This is a genomic window from Hwanghaeella sp., from assembly GCF_965227365.1.
In the GTDB taxonomy this organism is placed as follows: Bacteria; Pseudomonadota; Alphaproteobacteria; order UBA8366; family Aestuariispiraceae; genus Hwanghaeella.
In genome coordinates this window covers 1,018,215-1,036,673 of the sequence record NZ_OZ245754.1, presented here as the reverse complement: position 1 = coordinate 1,036,673, position 18,459 = coordinate 1,018,215, and the positions used below count along the sequence as shown (strand labels likewise).

The 18,459-nt window shown below is 60.1% G+C and carries 16 protein-coding genes and 1 tRNA gene; 7 read left to right on the top strand and 10 right to left on the bottom strand.

Annotation, left to right across the window (positions count from 1 at the left end; all coding sequences use genetic code 11):
* Positions 1–42: 42 nt before the first annotated feature.
* The 4 genes from ACQK2G_RS04620 to ACQK2G_RS04605 form a co-directional block, all read right to left on the bottom strand.
* Entirely contained in the window at positions 43–435 is a 393-nt protein-coding gene (locus ACQK2G_RS04620) for a GFA family protein (protein ID WP_425403850.1), read from the bottom strand.
* A gap of 67 nt (positions 436–502) precedes the next feature.
* Complete coding sequence (gene glmS, locus ACQK2G_RS04615; protein WP_425403849.1) at positions 503–2,332, bottom strand: glutamine--fructose-6-phosphate transaminase (isomerizing); 1,830 nt, start codon at positions 2,330–2,332, stop codon at positions 503–505.
* A gap of 49 nt (positions 2,333–2,381) precedes the next feature.
* Positions 2,382–3,758, bottom strand: a complete 1,377-nt coding sequence (gene glmU, locus ACQK2G_RS04610) for a bifunctional UDP-N-acetylglucosamine diphosphorylase/glucosamine-1-phosphate N-acetyltransferase GlmU (RefSeq protein ID WP_425403848.1) — start codon at positions 3,756–3,758, stop codon at positions 2,382–2,384.
* Positions 3,759–3,888: 130 nt separating this feature from the next.
* Positions 3,889–4,134 (bottom strand): hypothetical protein, encoded by a 246-nt coding sequence (locus ACQK2G_RS04605; RefSeq protein WP_425403847.1) that lies wholly within the window; start codon positions 4,132–4,134, stop codon positions 3,889–3,891.
* 239 nt (positions 4,135–4,373) lie between these two features.
* On the opposite strand from ACQK2G_RS04605, the gene gph reads away from it, so the two are divergent.
* A complete protein-coding gene (gene gph / locus ACQK2G_RS04600; RefSeq protein ID WP_425403846.1) occupies positions 4,374–5,069 on the top strand; it encodes a phosphoglycolate phosphatase in 696 nt (231 codons plus the stop codon).
* A 4-nt stretch (positions 5,070–5,073) separates the two neighbouring features.
* Here the strand turns inward: gph and ACQK2G_RS04595 are convergent, their stop codons facing one another.
* Complete coding sequence (locus ACQK2G_RS04595; protein ID WP_425403845.1) at positions 5,074–5,991, bottom strand: DUF3108 domain-containing protein; 918 nt, start codon at positions 5,989–5,991, stop codon at positions 5,074–5,076.
* Between the two features lie 179 nt (positions 5,992–6,170).
* Here ACQK2G_RS04595 and ACQK2G_RS04590 point away from each other — a divergent pair.
* Positions 6,171–6,245, top strand: a tRNA-Val gene (locus tag ACQK2G_RS04590).
* Positions 6,246–6,777: 532 nt separating this feature from the next.
* Here ACQK2G_RS04590 and ACQK2G_RS04585 read toward each other — a convergent pair.
* A complete protein-coding gene (locus ACQK2G_RS04585) occupies positions 6,778–7,956 on the bottom strand; it encodes an MFS transporter (protein ID WP_425403844.1) in 1,179 nt (392 codons plus the stop codon).
* A gap of 97 nt (positions 7,957–8,053) precedes the next feature.
* Here ACQK2G_RS04585 and ACQK2G_RS04580 point away from each other — a divergent pair, with 97 nt between their 5' ends.
* Positions 8,054–8,944 carry a LysR family transcriptional regulator gene (locus ACQK2G_RS04580; protein WP_425403843.1) on the top strand — a complete coding sequence of 297 codons (891 nt, stop codon included), beginning with the start codon at positions 8,054–8,056 and terminating at the stop codon, positions 8,942–8,944.
* Between the two features lie 174 nt (positions 8,945–9,118).
* Here ACQK2G_RS04580 and ACQK2G_RS04575 read toward each other — a convergent pair whose 3' ends face one another.
* From ACQK2G_RS04575 to ACQK2G_RS04560, 4 genes are all read right to left on the bottom strand, one after another.
* Entirely contained in the window at positions 9,119–9,901 is a 783-nt protein-coding gene (locus tag ACQK2G_RS04575) for an HpcH/HpaI aldolase family protein (RefSeq protein WP_425403842.1), read from the bottom strand.
* 26 nt (positions 9,902–9,927) lie between these two features.
* A complete protein-coding gene (locus ACQK2G_RS04570) occupies positions 9,928–11,526 on the bottom strand; it encodes a GMC family oxidoreductase (protein WP_425403841.1) in 1,599 nt (532 codons plus the stop codon).
* Positions 11,523–12,386, bottom strand: a complete 864-nt coding sequence (locus ACQK2G_RS04565) for a TauD/TfdA dioxygenase family protein (protein WP_425403840.1) — start codon at positions 12,384–12,386, stop codon at positions 11,523–11,525. The genes ACQK2G_RS04570 and ACQK2G_RS04565 overlap by 4 nt, the downstream gene beginning before the upstream one ends.
* Before the next feature lie 106 nt (positions 12,387–12,492).
* Complete coding sequence (locus ACQK2G_RS04560; RefSeq protein WP_425403839.1) at positions 12,493–13,398, bottom strand: LysR family transcriptional regulator; 906 nt, start codon at positions 13,396–13,398, stop codon at positions 12,493–12,495.
* Between the two features lie 730 nt (positions 13,399–14,128).
* Here ACQK2G_RS04560 and hydA point away from each other — a divergent pair.
* The 4 genes from hydA (at position 14,129) to ACQK2G_RS04540 (ending at position 18,434) form a co-directional block, all read left to right on the top strand.
* Positions 14,129–15,604 (top strand): dihydropyrimidinase, encoded by a 1,476-nt coding sequence (gene hydA / locus ACQK2G_RS04555; RefSeq protein ID WP_425403838.1) that lies wholly within the window; start codon positions 14,129–14,131, stop codon positions 15,602–15,604.
* The gene (locus tag ACQK2G_RS04550; RefSeq protein WP_425403837.1) at positions 15,604–16,551 is read left to right on the top strand and encodes an N-carbamoyl-D-amino-acid hydrolase; all 948 of its coding nucleotides are present in this window, start codon (positions 15,604–15,606) and stop codon (positions 16,549–16,551) included. The genes hydA and ACQK2G_RS04550 overlap by 1 nt, the downstream gene beginning before the upstream one ends.
* Before the next feature lie 14 nt (positions 16,552–16,565).
* Positions 16,566–17,237 (top strand): aspartate/glutamate racemase family protein, encoded by a 672-nt coding sequence (locus ACQK2G_RS04545; RefSeq protein ID WP_425403836.1) that lies wholly within the window; start codon positions 16,566–16,568, stop codon positions 17,235–17,237.
* A gap of 108 nt (positions 17,238–17,345) precedes the next feature.
* A complete protein-coding gene (locus ACQK2G_RS04540; RefSeq protein WP_425403835.1) occupies positions 17,346–18,434 on the top strand; it encodes an ABC transporter ATP-binding protein in 1,089 nt (362 codons plus the stop codon).
* The last annotated feature ends 25 nt before the right edge of the window (positions 18,435–18,459 follow it).

The following is an 18,459-nucleotide window of genomic DNA, read 5'->3' as shown; positions in this document are numbered from 1 at the left end:
GCAGGGCGTATTCTGCCTGAGTGAAGGGACAGCTTGGCCGCCTCACGCCTCGTCCCCCTCCGCGTCTTCCCGGTCCCGAACATACCGTTCTTCGAGCGGAAACGGCGGCAGCCAGAACTCCCGGCGCAGGGTCCAAAGTTCGTAACTCGGTTTGAATTGGTCCGGCGCGTCCAGGGAACCCAGATGAAGCTCCATCTCGTTTCTGCTACGGGAATAGACCGAGGAACCGCATTGCGGGCAGAAGTGCCGCCCTTGATAGGAATGCGTATTACCCTCGACCGTGACGGCGTTCTCCGGAAAGATCGCCGATGCATGGAACAGTGCCCCGTGATGTTTTCGGCAGTCCAGACAGTGACAGATCCCGACCCGATCGGGCCACCCCACCGCCGCGAACCGGACCGCGCCGCATTGGCAACCGCCGGTGACCTGGTCCAAACCGCACCTCCCCGGGTTTTCCCCTGATCGGCCAAGCCCGAAGCTACCAACTCCGGGCACCGTCACTCTATTCCACCGTAACGCTTTTCGCCAAATTCCGCGGCTGGTCGACATCGGTGCCTTTGATGACGGCTGTGTGATAGGCCAGCAGTTGCACCGGGATGGAATACAGGATCGGCGCGACGACCGGGTCGACGGCGGGAAGCTCAATGCTGGCGAAGGGTTTCGCCTGTTTGTGCATGCGCTCGATGCCCTTGGCGTCCGACAGGAAGATCACCTTGCCGCCCCGGGAAATCATTTCCTGCACGTTGCTGGCGGTCTTCTCGAACAGGGCGTCGCTGGGTGCGATCATGATGATCGGCACTTCCTCCTCGATCAGGGCGATCGGGCCGTGCTTCATCTCGCCCGCCGCATAGCCTTCCGCGTGGATATAGGAGATTTCCTTCAGCTTCAGCGCCCCTTCCATGGCGATCGGGAAACTTGCCCCGCGGCCCATATAGAAGACGTCCCGGGCCTTGGCGACCGTCTGGGCGATCTCGGCGATATGGCCGTCATGGTTGAGGACCTCGGCCGCGCGGCCCGGCACTTCGGCCAGGGCGGAAGCCAGTTCCGCTTCCCGCTTGTGGTCGATGGTCCCGCGCGCCCGCGCCGCGGCGATGGCGATGGAGGCAAAAACCGTCAGCTGCGTGGTGAAGGCCTTGGTCGAGGCGACGCCGATCTCCGGCCCTGCCTTGGTCAGGATCACCGCGTCGGATTCACGAGCGATGGTGCTTTCCGGTACATTGACGATGGAAAGGATATGCTGCCCTTCCCGCTTGCAGAAACGCAGCGCCTCCAGCGTGTCGGCGGTCTCGCCCGACTGGCTGACGAAGATGGCCAGGCCGCCTTCCGGCAGCGGCGCGCCGCGATAGCGGAACTCCGAAGCGATATCGACCTCGACCGGAATCCGCGCCAATCCTTCCAACCAGTATTTAGCGACATAACCGGCGTATGATGCCGTGCCGCAGGCTGAGATCGTGATCCGCGGCACGGACGCGAAATCGATCGGCAGCGGCGGCAGGGTGACCGTCTGGCTGGCCGGGTTCAGCACCGTGGCCAGCGTATCGCCGATCACCGTCGGCTGCTCATAGATTTCCTTGAGCATGAAATGCGGATAATTGCCCTTGCCGATGATCGCACCGGAAACCGCGGTTTCCACGACGGGACGCTCGACCGGTTCGCCGTCTTCGTTGAAGACCTCCGCCCCTGCCGGACCGACCACGGCCCAGTCGCCATCCTCCAGATAACAGATGCGGCGGGTCAGCGGTGCCAGCGCCAGGGCGTCGGAGCCGAAATACATCTCGCCCTCGCCGTAACCGATGGCGAGCGGACTGCCGCGCCGCGCACCGATCATCAGGTCGTGATGGCCGCGGAAGATCATCACGAACGAGAACGCGCCTTCCAGACGCGGCAGGGTCTTGGCGACCGCTTCCCGCGGGCTCAGCCCCTCGTCGAGATACATGTTGATGACATGGGCGACGACCTCGGTATCGGTCTCGCTGGAGATCGCCTTGGCGCGATCGCCCAGTTCATCCTTCAACTCCTGAAAATTCTCGATGATGCCGTTATGCACCAGCGCGACATTCTCCGAGATATGCGGATGCGCGTTGTTCTCCGACGGCACCCCATGGGTTGCCCAACGGGTATGGCCGATCCCGACCGTCCCCGCGAGAGGGTTGCCCTCAAGCACGGATGCCAGATTGGCGAGCTTCCCTTCCGCGCGCCGCCGGTCGATCGAACCGTTGACCAGGGTGGCAATACCGGCTGAGTCGTAACCGCGGTATTCCAACCGCTTCAGACCATCCAGCAAGAGAGGGGACGCATCCCGTTTTCCGAGAATACCGACTATGCCGCACATGGTTGGGACGGCCTCCTTCGTTCCGTTTCGTGTTCTTTACTATTCGGGCTTACGCCTTGGCCTTCTTGTCGGCCTGCTGCTTCGCTTTTTGGGCTGCCCGCCCCTCCCGGAATTTGACCGCCGCGCCATCCTTGGCCATCTGCTGGCCGCGGGCGACGGCGATAGCGTCCTTGGCCACATCCTGGGTCACGGTGCTGCCGGCGCCGACGATGGCGCCCGCGCCGATGCTGACAGGTGCGACCAGCGCGGAATTCGACCCGATGAAAGCGCCTGCCCCGATCTCGGTGCGCGATTTCAAATAGCCGTCGTAATTACAGGTGATCGTACCGGCCCCGATATTGGCCTTCGCACCGACCCCGGCATCGCCGATATAGGAAAGATGGTTCGCCTTTGCGCCTTCCCCGAAAACAGCGTTCTTCACTTCGACGAAATTGCCGATCCGCGCGCCCGCGCCAATCTCGGTCCCGGGCCGCAGCCGGGCGAAGGGCCCGATATCCGCGCCGCGCCGAACGACGGCACCTTCGAGATGGCAGAAATCCTTGATCACGGCCCCTTCCTCGACCGTGACGCCCGGCCCGAAGACCACGTTGCGGCCGACCTCCACCCCCGGCGCCAGGGCCGTATCGTAGGAGAACCACACCGTCGAGGGGTCGCGCAACGTGACGCCATCTTCCAGCGCCGCATGGCGCCGGGCCTGCTGGAACTGTTCCTCGGCAGCCGCCAGGTCGACTTTGCTGTCGACGCCCTGCAACTCGGCTTCCGGTGCCTCGATCGCAGCGCAGCGGCATCCATCCGCCCGCGCGATCTCCACAAGATCGGTCAGGTAATATTCGCCTTTGGCATTGTCGTTGGTCACCCGGTCGATCCAGGTGAACAGTCGCGCAGCCTCAATCGCCATGACGCCGGAATTGCAGAACGTGATCGCCTTCTGTTCCAGGGAGGCGTCCCGCTCCTCGACAATCGCGGTCAGCGCGCCCGAAGCGTCTTGAATGAGGCGTCCGTACCCTGTCGGCTCCGCCGACTGGAAGCCCAGCACGACCACCGCGGCACCGTCGCCCCGTGCGTCCAGCATCCGTTGCAACGTCGCCGTCTTCAGGAAAGGGCTGTCGCCATAGACGACGAAGACCGTAGCATCCGCATCGCCGTACCCGGAAAGCGCCGCACGGGCGGCCTTGACCGCATCGGCCGTGCCCAGCCGGTCATGTTGAACAGCCGTTTCTGCCGGGGCGACCGCGCGTTCCAGATCCGGCATGTCCGGCCCGACCACCACGACCGTGCGCTCCGGGGCCATCGGCGCGACCGCGCGCAGTACATGGTTCACCATCGGCAGGCCGCCGACCTCGTGCATCGCTTTCGGTTTCGCGGAACGCATGCGGGTGCCGAGCCCGGCGGAGAGAACGACGGTGGCGCAGGACGGGGAATTCATGCCTGGAGGACTGCCTGGTTCGCTTTGGAGAAATTGACGCTTCACTAATGCCACAGGCGGAAAACAGCGCCAAGTCACTCTTTGTTACGCGTATTTGCGGATTGTTTCGAAAGGTTTCGCCTGGGCGGCGCTAATTCCTGAGGGCCTTGGCCTGGGTCAGAAAATCGTCCAGCAGGCCGAGTATCTCGGATCTTTGGGCTTCGTCCATCATTTCCAGGCCGTCGTTGATGGCGAGCTGCATGTCCAGGTTCGGCGCGCCGCCCGATTGCCCCGCCTTGAGCAGGCTGTCGGCCAGGTCCTCCCCGCAAATCGCCGCCAGATCCGTCCGGAACCGTGCAAGCAACGCCGCCAGCGCCTGTTCCTCCTCCAAAAGCACGCCCTTTCAATTCATTCCGGTGGGGTCCACGCCGTCACCGACCACATATCCGCCCCCGTCTAAGGTCAAGGCGGGTTTTCCGACCGCCCTGGCTGAGGTACCAATGCAACCCGGTCGCTGGAACCGGACAACGCTTCCGATTTCGGCGGCATCGACCCGCCCGGATGGCCGAGTATCCGGCAACCGCCAGTGGCCTGCAAGATATTCATACCGGAGAAATACCCGCAGTGCGAGCAAACATGAAGCCCAGTCGGCGCACGCCGGAACGAAACAGACGGTCCGGAATCAGAACCGTTTTCATCTTCGATCTGGACGGGACCCTGATCCACAGCGCACCGGACATAGCCGATGCGGCGAACAGGTTATTGGCGGAATACGGCGGCAGCCACCTACCGGTCGGCAAGGTCATGAACATGGTCGGCGGCGGCGCGCCGAAACTGTTGGAGCGCGCCTTTACGGCGGCCGGTCTTCCCATGCCCCCGGCGGACGAGGCCTTGCGGCGTTTCCTTGATCACTATCACACCGGGCCGGTCATGAGGACCAAACCCTATCCGGGCGTCACCAATCTGCTCGCCGCGCTCAGGCGGGCGGGCAACCCCATGGCGCTTTGCACCAACAAACCGGGCCGGGCCACCGAGGCGATCCTGCAACGGCTGCGCTGGGATGGGCTGTTCGACGCGGTCGTCGCTGGCGACGACCTGCCGGAAAAGAAGCCGAGTCCGCTTCCCGTCCTCACCGCCCTGTTTCTGGCCGGCGGTTCGCCGGACCGCGCGCTCTATGTCGGCGATAGTCGTGTCGACGTATTGGCGGCACGCAATGCCGGCCTGCCGGGTGTCGTGTTGACCCATGGATATTCGCACGGACCGGTCTCGGCGATGGGCGCGGATGTATTGAGTACGACGGTCAGGCCGCTGCTTCGCCTCGCCGGTCGGTGAGCCCTCAATCCGTATTCAGCGCCAATTGCTTGCCGCCGGCGGTGACACTGGTGAGATGCGCCATCACGGTGCCGAAATCGGTCTCGAATTTGGCACGGACGGGTATGGCCGGTGCTTCCGCCAAAGGCCGCCCGACATAGACGATACGGTCGCGCGCCGTCTTCACGTATTTGCTCTTTTCCTTCCTATCGCCGCCCAGCACGGTGTATTCGATTTCGCAGGCACGGGCCTCGCCCTGGAATATGGAATACGCGTTGGCGTCGAAGTGCTCCGTGCCCCGATCCGTCACGCTGAGGTCATATCGCCGGCGCCCGTCGAAGACCTGGAAATCGCCGCTGCAGGCATCGCCCTGGGTCATCGCCTCCGACAGGCCCGCGATCACGCTCAACGGATCGATGGTGCCGATTTCCGCGTCTTCCGGCAGGGCGTTGACCTCCTCCAGATCCGGCGGCGGTTGAACGAGGACCGCGGCGACATCGCCGGTGCCGTCATAAGCGAGCGCGACCTTCCTGACGCGTTCGCCGCGATAGCCGTGATTGCGATGCCGTAACGGAACCGGACCGTCGGCGGCGAATGCCCCCAGAGATTCCGTATGGCCGTGCCAGGAGAAGAAGAAATCCAGGATACCCTGTGTTTGGCCTTCGGCCGACAGGCGGTAACGCTGATCCGTCCGGTCCAGTTCGGCCTTCGCCGACAGGACATGCAGGCCGCCGAAATAGACCTCATAGGTTATCACCACCGGATCGGTATCTTCCGCCGCGGCCGGGGCGGCGGAAACCGGCAACGCGAACAGCGCCGCGGCAACGCAAAGCCTTCGCCAGATCCTGACCGGCTCCGGCCGCGTTTCCTGCCTTATTTCCTGGCATGTCCGACGTGTGGCTTCGGCTTTCAGCATGTCTTCCGAGTCGATCCCTGTTGCCAATAATACCTCTATCTCGGTCGGCAATTCGGAAAGGCAAGACCGTCACCGGCAACTATACATGAATACCGTTGGTCCGGGCCAGGAAAGGCCGGTGAGCGGCCGCACGGGCAGACGCAACGCTTTCTTGACAGGTCCCGACCCCGCGCGTAAACCCACCAGCCTTGACGCCGACAGGCGACGGGCGCGTAGCTCAGCGGGAGAGCACTGCCTTCACACGGCAGGGGTCACTGGTTCAATCCCAGTCGCGCCCACCATCTCATAACACGAAATCATTGAGAGTATTTTTGGGAACACGCTGTCATAGACATGATTCCCGAGGGTCAAGTGAACCAATTTCGAGGCTATCCAGCGCGAAATCACCCGAAAGTGAGTTCCGTATATCCATGGCGTCATGACGATAACCTCGGTTCAGTGTATCGCCAGACGAACCGTTGCTCGAATGTTGAATGCATATCTGGAACCAATAGAACGAATATGAATGTTGGCACCCTTGCAGACCGCTAGGATAAACAAGCAGAGTCGCCAACTACACGTGGGGCGAGCCAATTCAATTTAACACAGGGTTCTTCGGTAAAGGCAGCATTGACTATTGCCTAAGCCTGTTCGACGGAAAGTTTGAACGTCCCAAATCCAAGTGTCGGGATGCCAGCAGGCCCAGTTTTTTTGGATAGTCATAGACCGTTACTCCTGTGGATCATGGTGATTTGAGGTTGATGGTGACGGCAGGAACACATTTCGTCCGGGCCACTATCTGGTCGACCCGGACGAAATCACATCGGCATTCCATTATTCTGCAGGTTGTGGCGTCGGCACAGGGGTCATGCGCCCGCTGAGCCGGGTCAAGGCAATTCCGAAGCCGACCACTGCTGCGCCGATGAACGGCGTGAGAGCCAGTCCGACATTCTCCACCACTGTCCCGCCGGCCCAGGCACCAAAGGCGATGCCCAGATTGAACGCTCCGATGTTCAAACCTGAGGCCACATCAACTGCACCCGGCGCCACGTCACGGGCAATCTGCACGACATAAGCCTGCAACGGCGGCACGTTTCCGAATGCGAAACCGCCCCAGAAAAGAACAACAGCGATAGCTGTCCAGCTTGATTCCAGCCCCAAGCCCAAGAACACGAGGGAAAGTGCTAACCCGCCGAATATGATCGTCAAAGCCGGCACCGGTCCAACGCGGTCGGACAGTTTGCCGCCAACAATGTTCCCAACGGCTACCGACACGCCATAAAGCAGGATGACGAGGCTGACGGCATTGGCACCAAGACCTGTGATGTCAGTCAGCATCGGAGCCAGGAAGGTAAAGGCAATGAAGTTGCCGCCATAGCCGACGGCAGTGATCAGATACACCAGGACCAAACGCGGCGATGTCAGCACCTGCATTTGCTGGCGCAGTGTCGGAGGTTCTCTCTGAACAAGATTGGAGGGCACTAAGCGGGCAGAAGCGACAAGGCCAATAATGGCAAGCCCGACAACGCCGAGGAAGGTCGACTGCCAGCCGAAACTCTGGCCGATCCATGCACCGAAAGGCACACCGGTAACGAGCGCAACTGTCAGTCCCATGAATACCATGGCTATGGCGCTGGATTCCTTTTCGCGCGGGACGAGCCCAGTCGCAATTGTTGAGGCAATCGCAAAGAATACACCATGAGCAAGTCCCGTGATGAAGCGCGCAGCAACCAGCGCTTCATAGCCCGGCGCCATTGCCGCAAACAGGTTGCCTGCGGTGAATAGAACCAAGAGCGACAGCAGCAGACGTTTCCGTGGCATGCGGCCTGCCAAGGCGGTCAGCACCGGCGCTCCGATAGTAACGCCCAAGGCATAAAGACTAACGAGCAACCCCGCCGAGGGAAGCGAAACGCCGAGATCTTCAGCGATGGTGGGTATCAAACCGACAATCACGAATTCGGTCGTACCGACAGCAAAAGCGCTGATAGTCAGCGCCCAAAGTGCAAGAGGCATGGAGAAAGCTCCCAACTAGAATTTTATCTCGACGCCCCAAATGGCACTAGCATATCTTTGCGTGAAGAGAGCGGTTTGCTAAGGAGCATTGCGAAAAATGCACGAATTGCCACAGACTCGCGATTTGGCGGTCTTCGTCACGGTCGTCGAAGATGGTGGATTCGCCGAAGCGGCCCGACGGCTTGGCACAGCTCCATCAACCTTGAGCCGCGCGGTGAACCGTTTGGAAGCGCAGCTTGGCGTGACGCTCCTGCGGCGGACGACGAGATCGGTTGATTTGACACCGGAAGGTCGAGACCTGCATGCATCGGCCCGCGAAATCGTCGACCGAACGGAAGCGCTGCGTGATATTGCGAGCCAGGGGCGCGCCCCGCGTGGCCCCCTGCGCGTCAACGCGCCGGTTCCCTTCGTTCTGCATGTAATAGCGCCGAACCTGGTGTCATTTACCGAGCAATATCCCGAAATCGACCTGTCCATCGACATGACGGACAATGTCGTCGATCTGATTGGCGCCCATGCTGATGTAGCTATTCGATTGGGACGGTTGGAAGACAGCGAGTTGATCCGTCGTCCATTGGGCGAAGCGAAATGGCATCTCGTCGCATCACCATCCTATCTGGACCGCCTTGGATGGCCTGAGAAACCAGCGGATCTGCGTATGCTAAAGCAGGTGCGGTTTTCAAACCCCGCGCATATCAACGAACTAAAATTTGCTGGCGAGGCGGAGGTTATCCCTGTCCCTCCGTCCATAACGGCAAGCAATGGTGAAGCGGTCAGGCAACTCGTTCTGGGCGGCCTCGGGATCGCACGTTTTTCTGATTTCATGATTGCACGGGACATCCTTGAAGGACGGCTTGTGGAGCTCTTTCCCGGCCAACTGGCCACTCCATCGCTGCAAATCAACGCAGTTTATATGACGCGAACCTCCGGGTTGAGGCGCCTGGCTGTGTTTCTTGACTGGTTACGAAAGATCACGTCTCAATCGTAACCAGACCAAGATCTGCCGGTAACGACAGTCGACCGCTTAGAGTTCCAGCGCTTTTGCTCGGTAGGACCTGCCCTCAAGCGCCCTGTACAGGCCCGACAGAATTCAGACTCTGTCTTCCCGAAAATATACGATCGCGGCCACGCCGTCCCTGCCAAGGCGTTAACCGCCCGGCCACTACAACATTGATCGAACCGCGGATGCGCGCTCCTTCGCGCCCGCCATCAGGAAAGACAGATCGTTGCCGGAAAGGATGAACCGCGCGCCCATGGAAATGTATCGCTGCATGTTCGCCGCGTCGTAAATGCCGCCCATGCCGGGAAACTTTCCATGCTTCCGACATGCCGCGATCGTCGTCTCATAGGCCGCGATGACATCCGGATGATCGAACTGTCCCGGGATGCCCATTTCCATCGTCAAGTCGCTGGTGCCGATCAGCAAGGCATCCACGCCGGGAACGGCCGCGATCGCATCCGCATTGGCAATTGCGGTCGGGGTTTCCAACATCAAGACGAGCAGAGTTTCCCGGTTCGCCACCTCCGCCGTTTCCGCAATGGGATGGCCGACGAAATCGAACTGCGGCAAGGCGCCTGTCACCGAACGATGGCCGAGCGGCGGGTAGCGCATGTTCGATACCATCTTGGCCGCTGTTTCAGCGTCATCCACATGCGGAACGACGATCCCCTGCGCACCGCCATCAAGCACGCGGGTCGCGTGGAAGTGCTGGAAGCCGGGGACGCGGACGATGGGGGTGATCCCCGCATCCTGCGCCGCGACGCAAATCTGAACAGCCATGTCCACATCCATGGCATTGTGTTCCATGTCGATGAAAAGCCAGTCGAACCCGGCCGTTTTCATGATTTTGCCGATATCGACGGTCCGGGCCTGGCGCAGTCCGACCCCCAGGGACAATTCGCCAGCGCGAAGCTTGTCCAATGCATGATTCTTCAATTCCACCATATTTGCCTCCCAGCTATCGTTTTCGTTCAGGTTTGCGTCTCGGCAATCAGATCCGATGCCTTTTCCGCAATCATCATTGTTGCGGCATTGGTATTGGCGGAGACCATCGTCGGCATGACAGAGGCATCCACCACGCGCAGATTGTCCAGTCCGTGAACCTTCAATTCGGGATCGACCACCGCCTCTGAATCAATGCCCATCCGGCAGGTGCCGATCGCGTGATATACCGTCGCGCCGTGCACCCTCGCGTATGCCAACAGGTCTGCGTCGCTCTGCACGTCCGGTCCCGGCAAGGTTTCCGGTCCGCGGTACGGTTCCAGTTCATCGCTTGAGAGCAGTTTTCGGCACCATTTCAAACCTTGAACGACTGAGCGTTGGTCCGCCTCATCGACAAGGTAATTGGGTTGAATTTCCGGCGCATCATATGGATCAGACGTCCGGGCGCGGACATGTCCGGCACTATGCGGCCGCATCTGCCACACACCAATCGTCATGCCCGGGGTTTTCTGCAACGTCCCGACGACACCAACCGAGTAACTTGCCGGCGTGAACACGAATTGCAGGTCAGGCTCGTCCAACCCCTGATCGGATTTCACAAAGGCACCGACATGGGCCGGGCTGAAGGCGAGAAGTCCCTTACCCCCCGCATACCACTTTGCGATCTCCCACAACAGGCGCGGGCCGCGCGCTCGTTCATTCAAGGTAATCGGCTTGGTAACCCGGTGAACGACACGAACGGCGTAATGATCCTGCAATCCCTGCCCGACCGAAGAAAGCGCGTGTACCGTCTCAACGCCGATAGTCTTCAAATGGTTTGGATCCCCGATACCGGAGACCTGAAGGATATGCGGACTCCCGACGGCGCCGGCGGCCAGGATGACCTCCTTCCTGGCGTGAACCTGCACTGGACGCCCATGCTGTCTGTAACGCAGCCCGATCGCCTGGCGACCATTGAACAGAATACGCTCTACGTGGGCGTGGGTGACGATTTCCAGGTTCCGACGATGCTTGACCGGATGCAGATATCCGCTCGCGGCACTATGGCGTACACCGTTCCGAATTGTCCGTTGATAGTAGGCAACCCCTTCCTGACGGGCACCGTTGTAATCCGTGTTCCTGGGCACACCGAGGCTGTCCGCCCCGTTGATGAACGCATCGCAGATCGGATGCCGTTCATGAATATCCGAGACGTGTTGCGGACCGCCCGCGCCGTGGAATTCATCCGCACCGGTGGATCTATCCTCCGCCCTCTTGAAATAGGGAAGGACATCGTCATAGCTCCACCCCTTATTCCCCAGCTGGGCCCAGGTATCATAGTCCCGCGCCTGCCCGCGCACATAGAGATGCCCGTTGATCGAACTGGACCCGCCGAGCAACTTCCCTCTCGGAAAGAAAATCGATCTGCCGCCAACACCCTTTCCCGGCGCGGTGGAGAAACACCAATTGAACTGCTGGTCCTGAAAGGTCTTCAAAAACCCAACGGGCGCCTGAACGAAGGGATGGCGGTCGCCGCCACCCGCCTCGAGCAGCATGACCCGCACACGCGGATCGCTGCTGAGCCGGTTTGCCAGGACGCAACCTGCGGTGCCGGCCCCGACAATGACGTAGTCGAACTGGTCGGTCACGCGGCAGCCGCCAGTGTCGGCACATCGCCGGCAATCGTCGTTCGAACCATCAGCCGCTTTTCGGTGCTGCTTTCGAACGGAGTCGCCCTATGGACGACAGACCGGTTGTCCCACAGCAACAGATCATGCGGCTGCCATTTATGGGTATAAGCGAAGCGCGGTTGCGTGGCGAATGCCATCAGCTCGTCGATCAGCGCCCGGCCTTCCGCTTCCCCCATTCCCTCGACCCGCGCGGCATGGGCACCGAGATACAGCGATTTGCCGAGTTCCGGGCCATGGTCGATCACCATCGCCTGGCGCACCGGCGGCACGGCGGCCCTTTCTTCGTCCGTCACCAGGTTCGGATCGATCTTGGAACGGGAATAAGCATAGTCGTGAATAACAACCTTGTTTTCGGCCGCCTTTTTCAAGTCCTCCGGCAAGGCGGCGTAGACGGCGCGCATGCTGATGAACTCCGTATCCCCTCCTTTTGACGGGATCACGCGCGCGGACAGCATGGATGCCTTCGCCGGCATAGCCTTGAAGGAACTGTCCGCGTGCCATAGGCGATTGGCGCGATTGTTCAGCACCTGCTTGTCCGTCGGCGGCACGACGACACCGTCTTCGTTCATGTTGGACAGGATCACCAATTTGCTGCCGGCGCCAACCGTTCCGACCTTTGTCGTCTCCAACTCGCCGAAACGCTCGCTGAACGTGATTTGCTGGTCATCGTCGATTTGCTGGTTCCGGAACACCAGCACTGACTGATGCCGGAACGCGTCTTCAATGGTCTGAAAATCGCTATCCGATACCGCCCTGGAGAGATCGAGCCCAACGACCTCAGCCGCGAAGAGAGGGTGCAACTGCTTGATGGTGATCATGATTTCCTCCGGCGTTCCGTTTCTTATCTTGAAACCACCGTGCCTTTATCCCGTCCCGTTGAGTAGTGGGATAATGGAGGAAATTGTCTCCCGAATTTCGGAACAATCATCCCACATGCATTGCCAAGTGCTTTTGCAGATGTCCGATGAACGCGTTGACCTTCATCGGGCGCAGAATGTCACGTAGATACACGGCAAAGATCTCGGCGGAATAGCCGGCCGGGTAGACGCGGCACTCGGTGAGGCAGGTTTGCAGGCGTCCGCCGGCAACATCCCAGGCGACCATCCATTCAGGCAACACGGCCAGACCCAGCCCATCCAACGCGGCTTGGCGCAGGACCTCGCCGCTGTTCGAACGGATGGCGCCGGTTACACGCGCCTCCCGGCGACTGTTCTCCTCCTCGAAAACCCAAACCGCCGGCTCCGTGTCCTGGCCGTAGGTCAGGCAATCATGACGATCGAGATCGCCCATGTTTTTCGGTGGCGGGCATCGCGCAAAATAGTCCGGACTGGCGCAAAGCAAACGCCGGTCGCTGGTCAAGCGCTCTGCTTCGAGAGACTTCTCGTCGGGGCGTCCCAATCTGATGGCTATATCCACGCCATGCGACGGCGCGATATCCACGGTCTCGGTCAAACGAAGGTCCACGGACACGTCCGGATACAGGGCGCGAAAGGACGGCAGAGCCGGCATGATATGCAACATGCCGAAGGATCGCCTCGCCAAAATCCTCAGGGTACCGGACGGTTTGTCGGAGGATTCGGAGATCTGTTCCAAAACCGTTTCCATGTCCCGAATCATGGGAATGACTCGATTGTAAAGCGATTGCCCGGCCTCGGTGGCGGAGACGTGACGTGTGGTCCGGTTCAACAGACGGACGTTCAATTCCGCCTCAAGGTCCTGCAAGCGTTTGGATGCCGCGGTTTTGGACAGCCCCAACGACCGGCCGGCCGCCGAGATCGTGCCGCGCTCGATCACACGGGCGAATAGCTGAAGGGCTTGAAGACGGTCCAATTGAGTCTCTTTGGGTTTGTTGCAGAGCTTAAAATACGCCGATAGGCCTTGGCCATGACAAGACAATAGCATGGCGTCTCTGGCGACTTCAGTAAGAATGCAGGCTTTAATTACAATCAATTAGCCCTTGGCGAGTTTGCCAGGATTTAGTGGATGAACCGGCGTAGCGCATGACCTGCCGCCCATTGGGGGCCCGCGTTAATAGGTTCAAGGGCACGATATACTTCAACCTATGTCGGCGCTGCTCGTAGAGCGGTGTTCACGGGGGTTCATTGATGCAAGACCGCGCATTTTCAGCGCGCGAACTACCATCATCGAGCCCTGCTCATCCGTATCGGGCTCATGATCGATTTGGACATGCAGTTCTCCGGTCCAGTTTTGTGAATCCCGCTTGGATCCTGTCTGCGCAACACCGTAACAGCCAGATCCTGTTTTCGACCAGCGAAGCGGTTGAGCGATCGATAAGCCAATACCGCGCTGCATGCCGGCCTGTGCTCAAACTTTATCCGCCCGGCGTCTCGGGTCCTATGACCGGCACTTTCCGAACGCCGCGCCAACGGAGGGATTTCCCGAATTCATCGGTGTGCGTCCGGCCCCAATCAATAATGTGAAGTTATCCGAAGCGCTCATTCTTTTATTTGATGGTTTTCCATTCCGCTCTCAACATTGCATGGAACAGACACAACCGGATCGCTGTTCCAAGGCGGTCCGCCAATGTACGGAGCACTTGATGAGTGAGTACGATCTCGTAGTGCGCGGCGGCAACGTCACGACAGCGTCATCGCAGAGCGTATGCGATATCGGGGTCAAGGACGGCGTGGTCACGGCCATCGGTCGAAGCCTGGGACCGGGCGACCGCGAGATCGACGCGACCGGATTGTTGGTACTGCCCGGCGGGGTCGAGGCGCATTGTCATATCGAACAAAAGTCCGCCTTCGGTCTCATGACAGCGGACGATTTTGAAAGCGCCACAATTTCGGCCGCGTTTGGCGGCAACACGACCGTCATCCCCTTCGCGGCGCAGCACAAAGGCGATTCCCTACGCGCGGTGGTCGAGGACTATCATGCGCGGGCCCGCCCGAAAGCGGTGATCGACTACGGCTATCACCTCATTGTCTCCGATCCGACGCCGGAAGTCCTGGGTCAGGAACTCCCCGCGCTCATCCGTGAAGGGTTCACATCCTTCAAGGTCTACATGACCTACGAATTGCTGCGGCTGGACGATCATCAGATGCTGGATGTCTTGGCGACCGCCCGGCGCGACGGTGCACTGGTAATGGTGCATGCCGAAAACTATGACATGATCCGTTGGATCACCGAACGGTTGGTCAATACCGGAAACACCGCCCCGAAATTTCACGCGATAAGTCACGCGCGGGTCGCGGAGAGCGAGGCGACCCATCGTGCGATCGCTCTATCGACGCTCGCCGATACGCCGATGCTGATCGTGCATGTCTCGACAGAGGAAGGGAGCGCGGAAATACGGCGTGCCCAGGATGCCGGTCTGAAAATCTATGGTGAAACCTGTCCGCAGTATTTGTTCCTGACCGTCGACGACTTGGATCGGGATGGAATGGAGGGAGCGAAATTCTGCTGCAGTCCGCCACCGCGGGACGCCGACGCACAAGAGGCGCTATGGCGGGGAATCCGGAACGGCACCTTCCAAATCGTCTCCTCCGATCATGCCCCTTACAGCTTCGACTCGAACGGCAAACTCTACGCCGGACCGAATCCGCCCTTCACGAAAATCGCAAACGGGGTTCCCGGTATCGAGTTGCGAATGCCGCTTCTCTTTTCCGAAGGCGTGGTCAAAGGACGGATCGACATTCACAAGTTCGTCGAATTGACCTCAACAAATGCGGCACGCCTCTACGGCCTGTTCCCGCGCAAGGGAACGATCGCCGTCGGCACTGATGCGGATCTGGTGATCTGGGACCCCACCTTGGAACGCGTCGTCCGATACGCGGACCTGCACGATCGAGCCGGATACAGCCCATACGAGGGCAAGCACCTGACGGGTTGGCCGGTGACGGTCGTCAATCGGGGCCGCGTGGTGGTGTCCGATGGCGAACTCCAGGTACAGGCGGGTAGCGGACAGTTCCTCGCGCGCGACACCTCGGACTTCGCAAAACCCTTGGGCCAGCGCCTGCCGGAAGTCGATCCGGCACGCAACTTTGGTGCTGATATACTGCCTGGAGACCTATGATGAGTAGAATTATCCGTGTCGGGGGCGCGCAACTCGGCGCTCTCAATCTCGCCGACACGCGCGACGTCGCGGTTGAACGGATGATCGCGCTGCTGGAGCAAGCGGCGGCCGAAGGATGCAACCTTGTCGTATTTCCGGAACTGGCGCTGACGACCTTCTTTCCGCGCTGGAACCTGGAGACCCCCGAGGAAGTAGATCGATACTTCGAGACCGATATGCCGAGCCCGGAAACCCAACCCCTGTTCGACCGGGCAAAGGAACTGGGCATTGCCTTCTATCTCGGATATGCCGAGCGCGAAATCGAGGGCGGCCAGGAACACCGGTTCAACACATCCGTCCTGGTCAACGGCGACGGCAACATTGTCGGCAAGTATCGAAAGGTACACTTGCCGGGCCATGCCGAGTTCGATCCCAAGCGCGCATTCCAGCATTTGGAGAAAAAATATTTCGAACCTGGCAATCTAGGGTTCCCGGTGTGGAAAACCATGGGCGGCCTGTTCGGCATGTGCATTTGCAACGACCGCCGCTGGCCGGAAACCTATCGGGTCATGGGGCTTCAGGGCGTGGAGATGGTGTTGCTCGGTTTCAATACGCCGGCCACGAACTCGCAACGCCCGGAAGAAGCCGACGACCTACGCGGTTTCCATCATGACCTGTCCGTGCAGGCGGGCGCCTATCAAAACGGCACCTGGGTAGTGGCCGTCGCGAAAGCGGGTGTGGAAGACGGACATAAACTTCTGGGCGGATCGACCATCGTGTCGCCGGCGGGCCAGATTGTCGCGAAATCGCAAACGCTTGACGATGAGCTGATTGTCGCGGATTGCGATCTCGACGAATGTACCTTCTACAAGGAAACAGTATTCGATTTCGCGCGACACCGACGGATCGAGCATTACGGCCTGATCACGCAACAAACCGGCGTCGTCCGACCCGACGCGGCCGAATAGGGCGAAGTACGAATATGAGCGGCCTCATCCAGGTAATTAACCCCAACAGTAACCGCGCCGTGACTGCCGCAATCGATCTTGCCATGGATCCGTTCCGCAGTGTGGACGGTCCGAAGATCGAGTGTATCGGGTTGGATCAAGGCCCCATCGGGATCGAAACCCAAGGCGACTGCGACAAGGCGTCGGTGCTTGTCACCGAACACATCCGTCGGAACGAGTCGGCCGCCGATGCATTCGTCATCGCCTGCTATTCGGACCCCGGCGCGATCGCCGCGAAGGAAGTCACGACGAAGCCGGTCATCGGTTCGGCACGTGCGGCATTGGCCACCGCCGCCGGATTGGGCGCACGCGCCGGGGTCATTTCCATTCTGGATGTCGCGGTACCGCGTCACTGGCGTCTGGCACGCGAAGCGGGGCTGGACGCCATGATCGCCGCCGACCTGCCGATCGGCCTTCACGTGGCGGAACTCGCGGACGAGACCAAGGCCCGGGACAGGATCATGGAGACCGGCCGCCGGCTTTTGTCAGACCATGGCGCGCAGATGCTGATTCTTGGTTGTGCGGGAATGGCCCGGTACCGCGCACCGTTGGAACAGGAACTTGGGGTCACAGTCATCGACCCAACGCATGCGGCAACCGCGATGGCAATCGCACTGCTTCGGCTTCGCCGCGCCGACAACCGATAACCGGGGATCATTGCAACGTGTCGTCATTCAAATCCCTTTCGCGCCGTTCACTCAGCACCCACGACGGAGAACGGTTGTCGAAAAACCAAATGAAAGCGGGAAGCCTCCATGAATACCATGCCTGCATCTGAATCGGTTCTCTCGGTTCAAGGCGCCGCCAAGTATTATGGCCCGGTGCGGGCCCTGGACGGCGTTGATCTGGAGATTGGGGATGGCGAGTTCCTGACCTTGCTGGGGCCTTCCGGGTCCGGCAAGACGACACTGCTGATGGCAATCGCCGGATTCACCGAACTCGACGTCGGCAGTCTGTCCCTGCGGGGTGAAAACATCACAAATTTACCTCCCGACCGAAGAAACTTCGGGATGGTTTTTCAAGGCTATGCCCTGTTTCCAAACATGACGGTGGCAGGCAACATCGCTTTCCCGTTGAAACTTCGGAAGTGGCAGCCGGACGCGATCAAGGCACGCGTGAAAGAGTGTCTGGAACTGGTCCAGATGGAACGCTTCGCGGACCGCATGCCCAGTCAACTCTCCGGCGGACAACAGCAACGCGTCGCGCTTGCCCGCGCTTTGTCGTTCAAACCGTCCGTCCTGTTGCTGGATGAGCCCCTATCGGCGCTCGACAAGAAGCTGCGCGCCGATTTGCAATGGGAACTGAAAGACCTGCATCGGCAGCTCGGCGTGACTTTCATCTATGTCACCCACGATCAGGACGAAGCCTTGTCGATGTCGGACCGGATCGTGATTCTGAATCACGGAAAGATACTGCAGATCGGCCTGCCGGAGGAACTATACAACCGACCGAAATCACGCTTCGTGGCGGACTTCCTGGGCAAGAGCAACTTCATAGACGCGGTTATAAACGGCGGTAACGAAGATGGTTTCATCTGCCAAGGCGGCGGCGAACGGTTCGTTGTCTCAGCGCCGGCCGACGTGGCCGTCGAGGCCGAAGTACAAGTTGCCCTCCGGCCGGAGCGCATTCGGATTGCCGACCCTGGCGAAGAACAGTTCCGAGGCGTGATCCAGCAGACATCCTATCTTGGCGAACGTTGCCACATGATCGTCGAGCATTCCGGGTTCGGCGATGTGCTGGTGTCGGCCCCCACCTGGAAAACAAAAATCACCCCCGAAATCGGCCGAGAGGTTTCTTTCGGGTGGGACGATGATGCCGGGGTGATCCTGGCCGGGGAGAAATAGTCTTGGTGGTTTGAGAGTGAACAGA

Coding starts and splice junctions, on each gene's coding strand:
- glmS (WP_425403849.1), bottom strand. CDS start 2,332: ATGTGCGGCATAGTCGGTATTCTCGGAAAACGGGATGCGTCCCCTCTC.
- glmU (WP_425403848.1), bottom strand. CDS start 3,758: ATGAATTCCCCGTCCTGCGCCACCGTCGTTCTCTCCGCCGGGCTCGGC.
- gph (WP_425403846.1), top strand. CDS start 4,374: ATGAAGCCCAGTCGGCGCACGCCGGAACGAAACAGACGGTCCGGAATC.
- ACQK2G_RS04585 (WP_425403844.1), bottom strand. CDS start 7,956: ATGCCTCTTGCACTTTGGGCGCTGACTATCAGCGCTTTTGCTGTCGGT.
- ACQK2G_RS04580 (WP_425403843.1), top strand. CDS start 8,054: ATGCACGAATTGCCACAGACTCGCGATTTGGCGGTCTTCGTCACGGTC.
- ACQK2G_RS04575 (WP_425403842.1), bottom strand. CDS start 9,901: ATGGTGGAATTGAAGAATCATGCATTGGACAAGCTTCGCGCTGGCGAA.
- ACQK2G_RS04565 (WP_425403840.1), bottom strand. CDS start 12,386: ATGATCACCATCAAGCAGTTGCACCCTCTCTTCGCGGCTGAGGTCGTT.
- hydA (WP_425403838.1), top strand. CDS start 14,129: ATGAGTGAGTACGATCTCGTAGTGCGCGGCGGCAACGTCACGACAGCG.
- ACQK2G_RS04550 (WP_425403837.1), top strand. CDS start 15,604: ATGAGTAGAATTATCCGTGTCGGGGGCGCGCAACTCGGCGCTCTCAAT.
- ACQK2G_RS04545 (WP_425403836.1), top strand. CDS start 16,566: ATGAGCGGCCTCATCCAGGTAATTAACCCCAACAGTAACCGCGCCGTG.
- ACQK2G_RS04540 (WP_425403835.1), top strand. CDS start 17,346: ATGAATACCATGCCTGCATCTGAATCGGTTCTCTCGGTTCAAGGCGCC.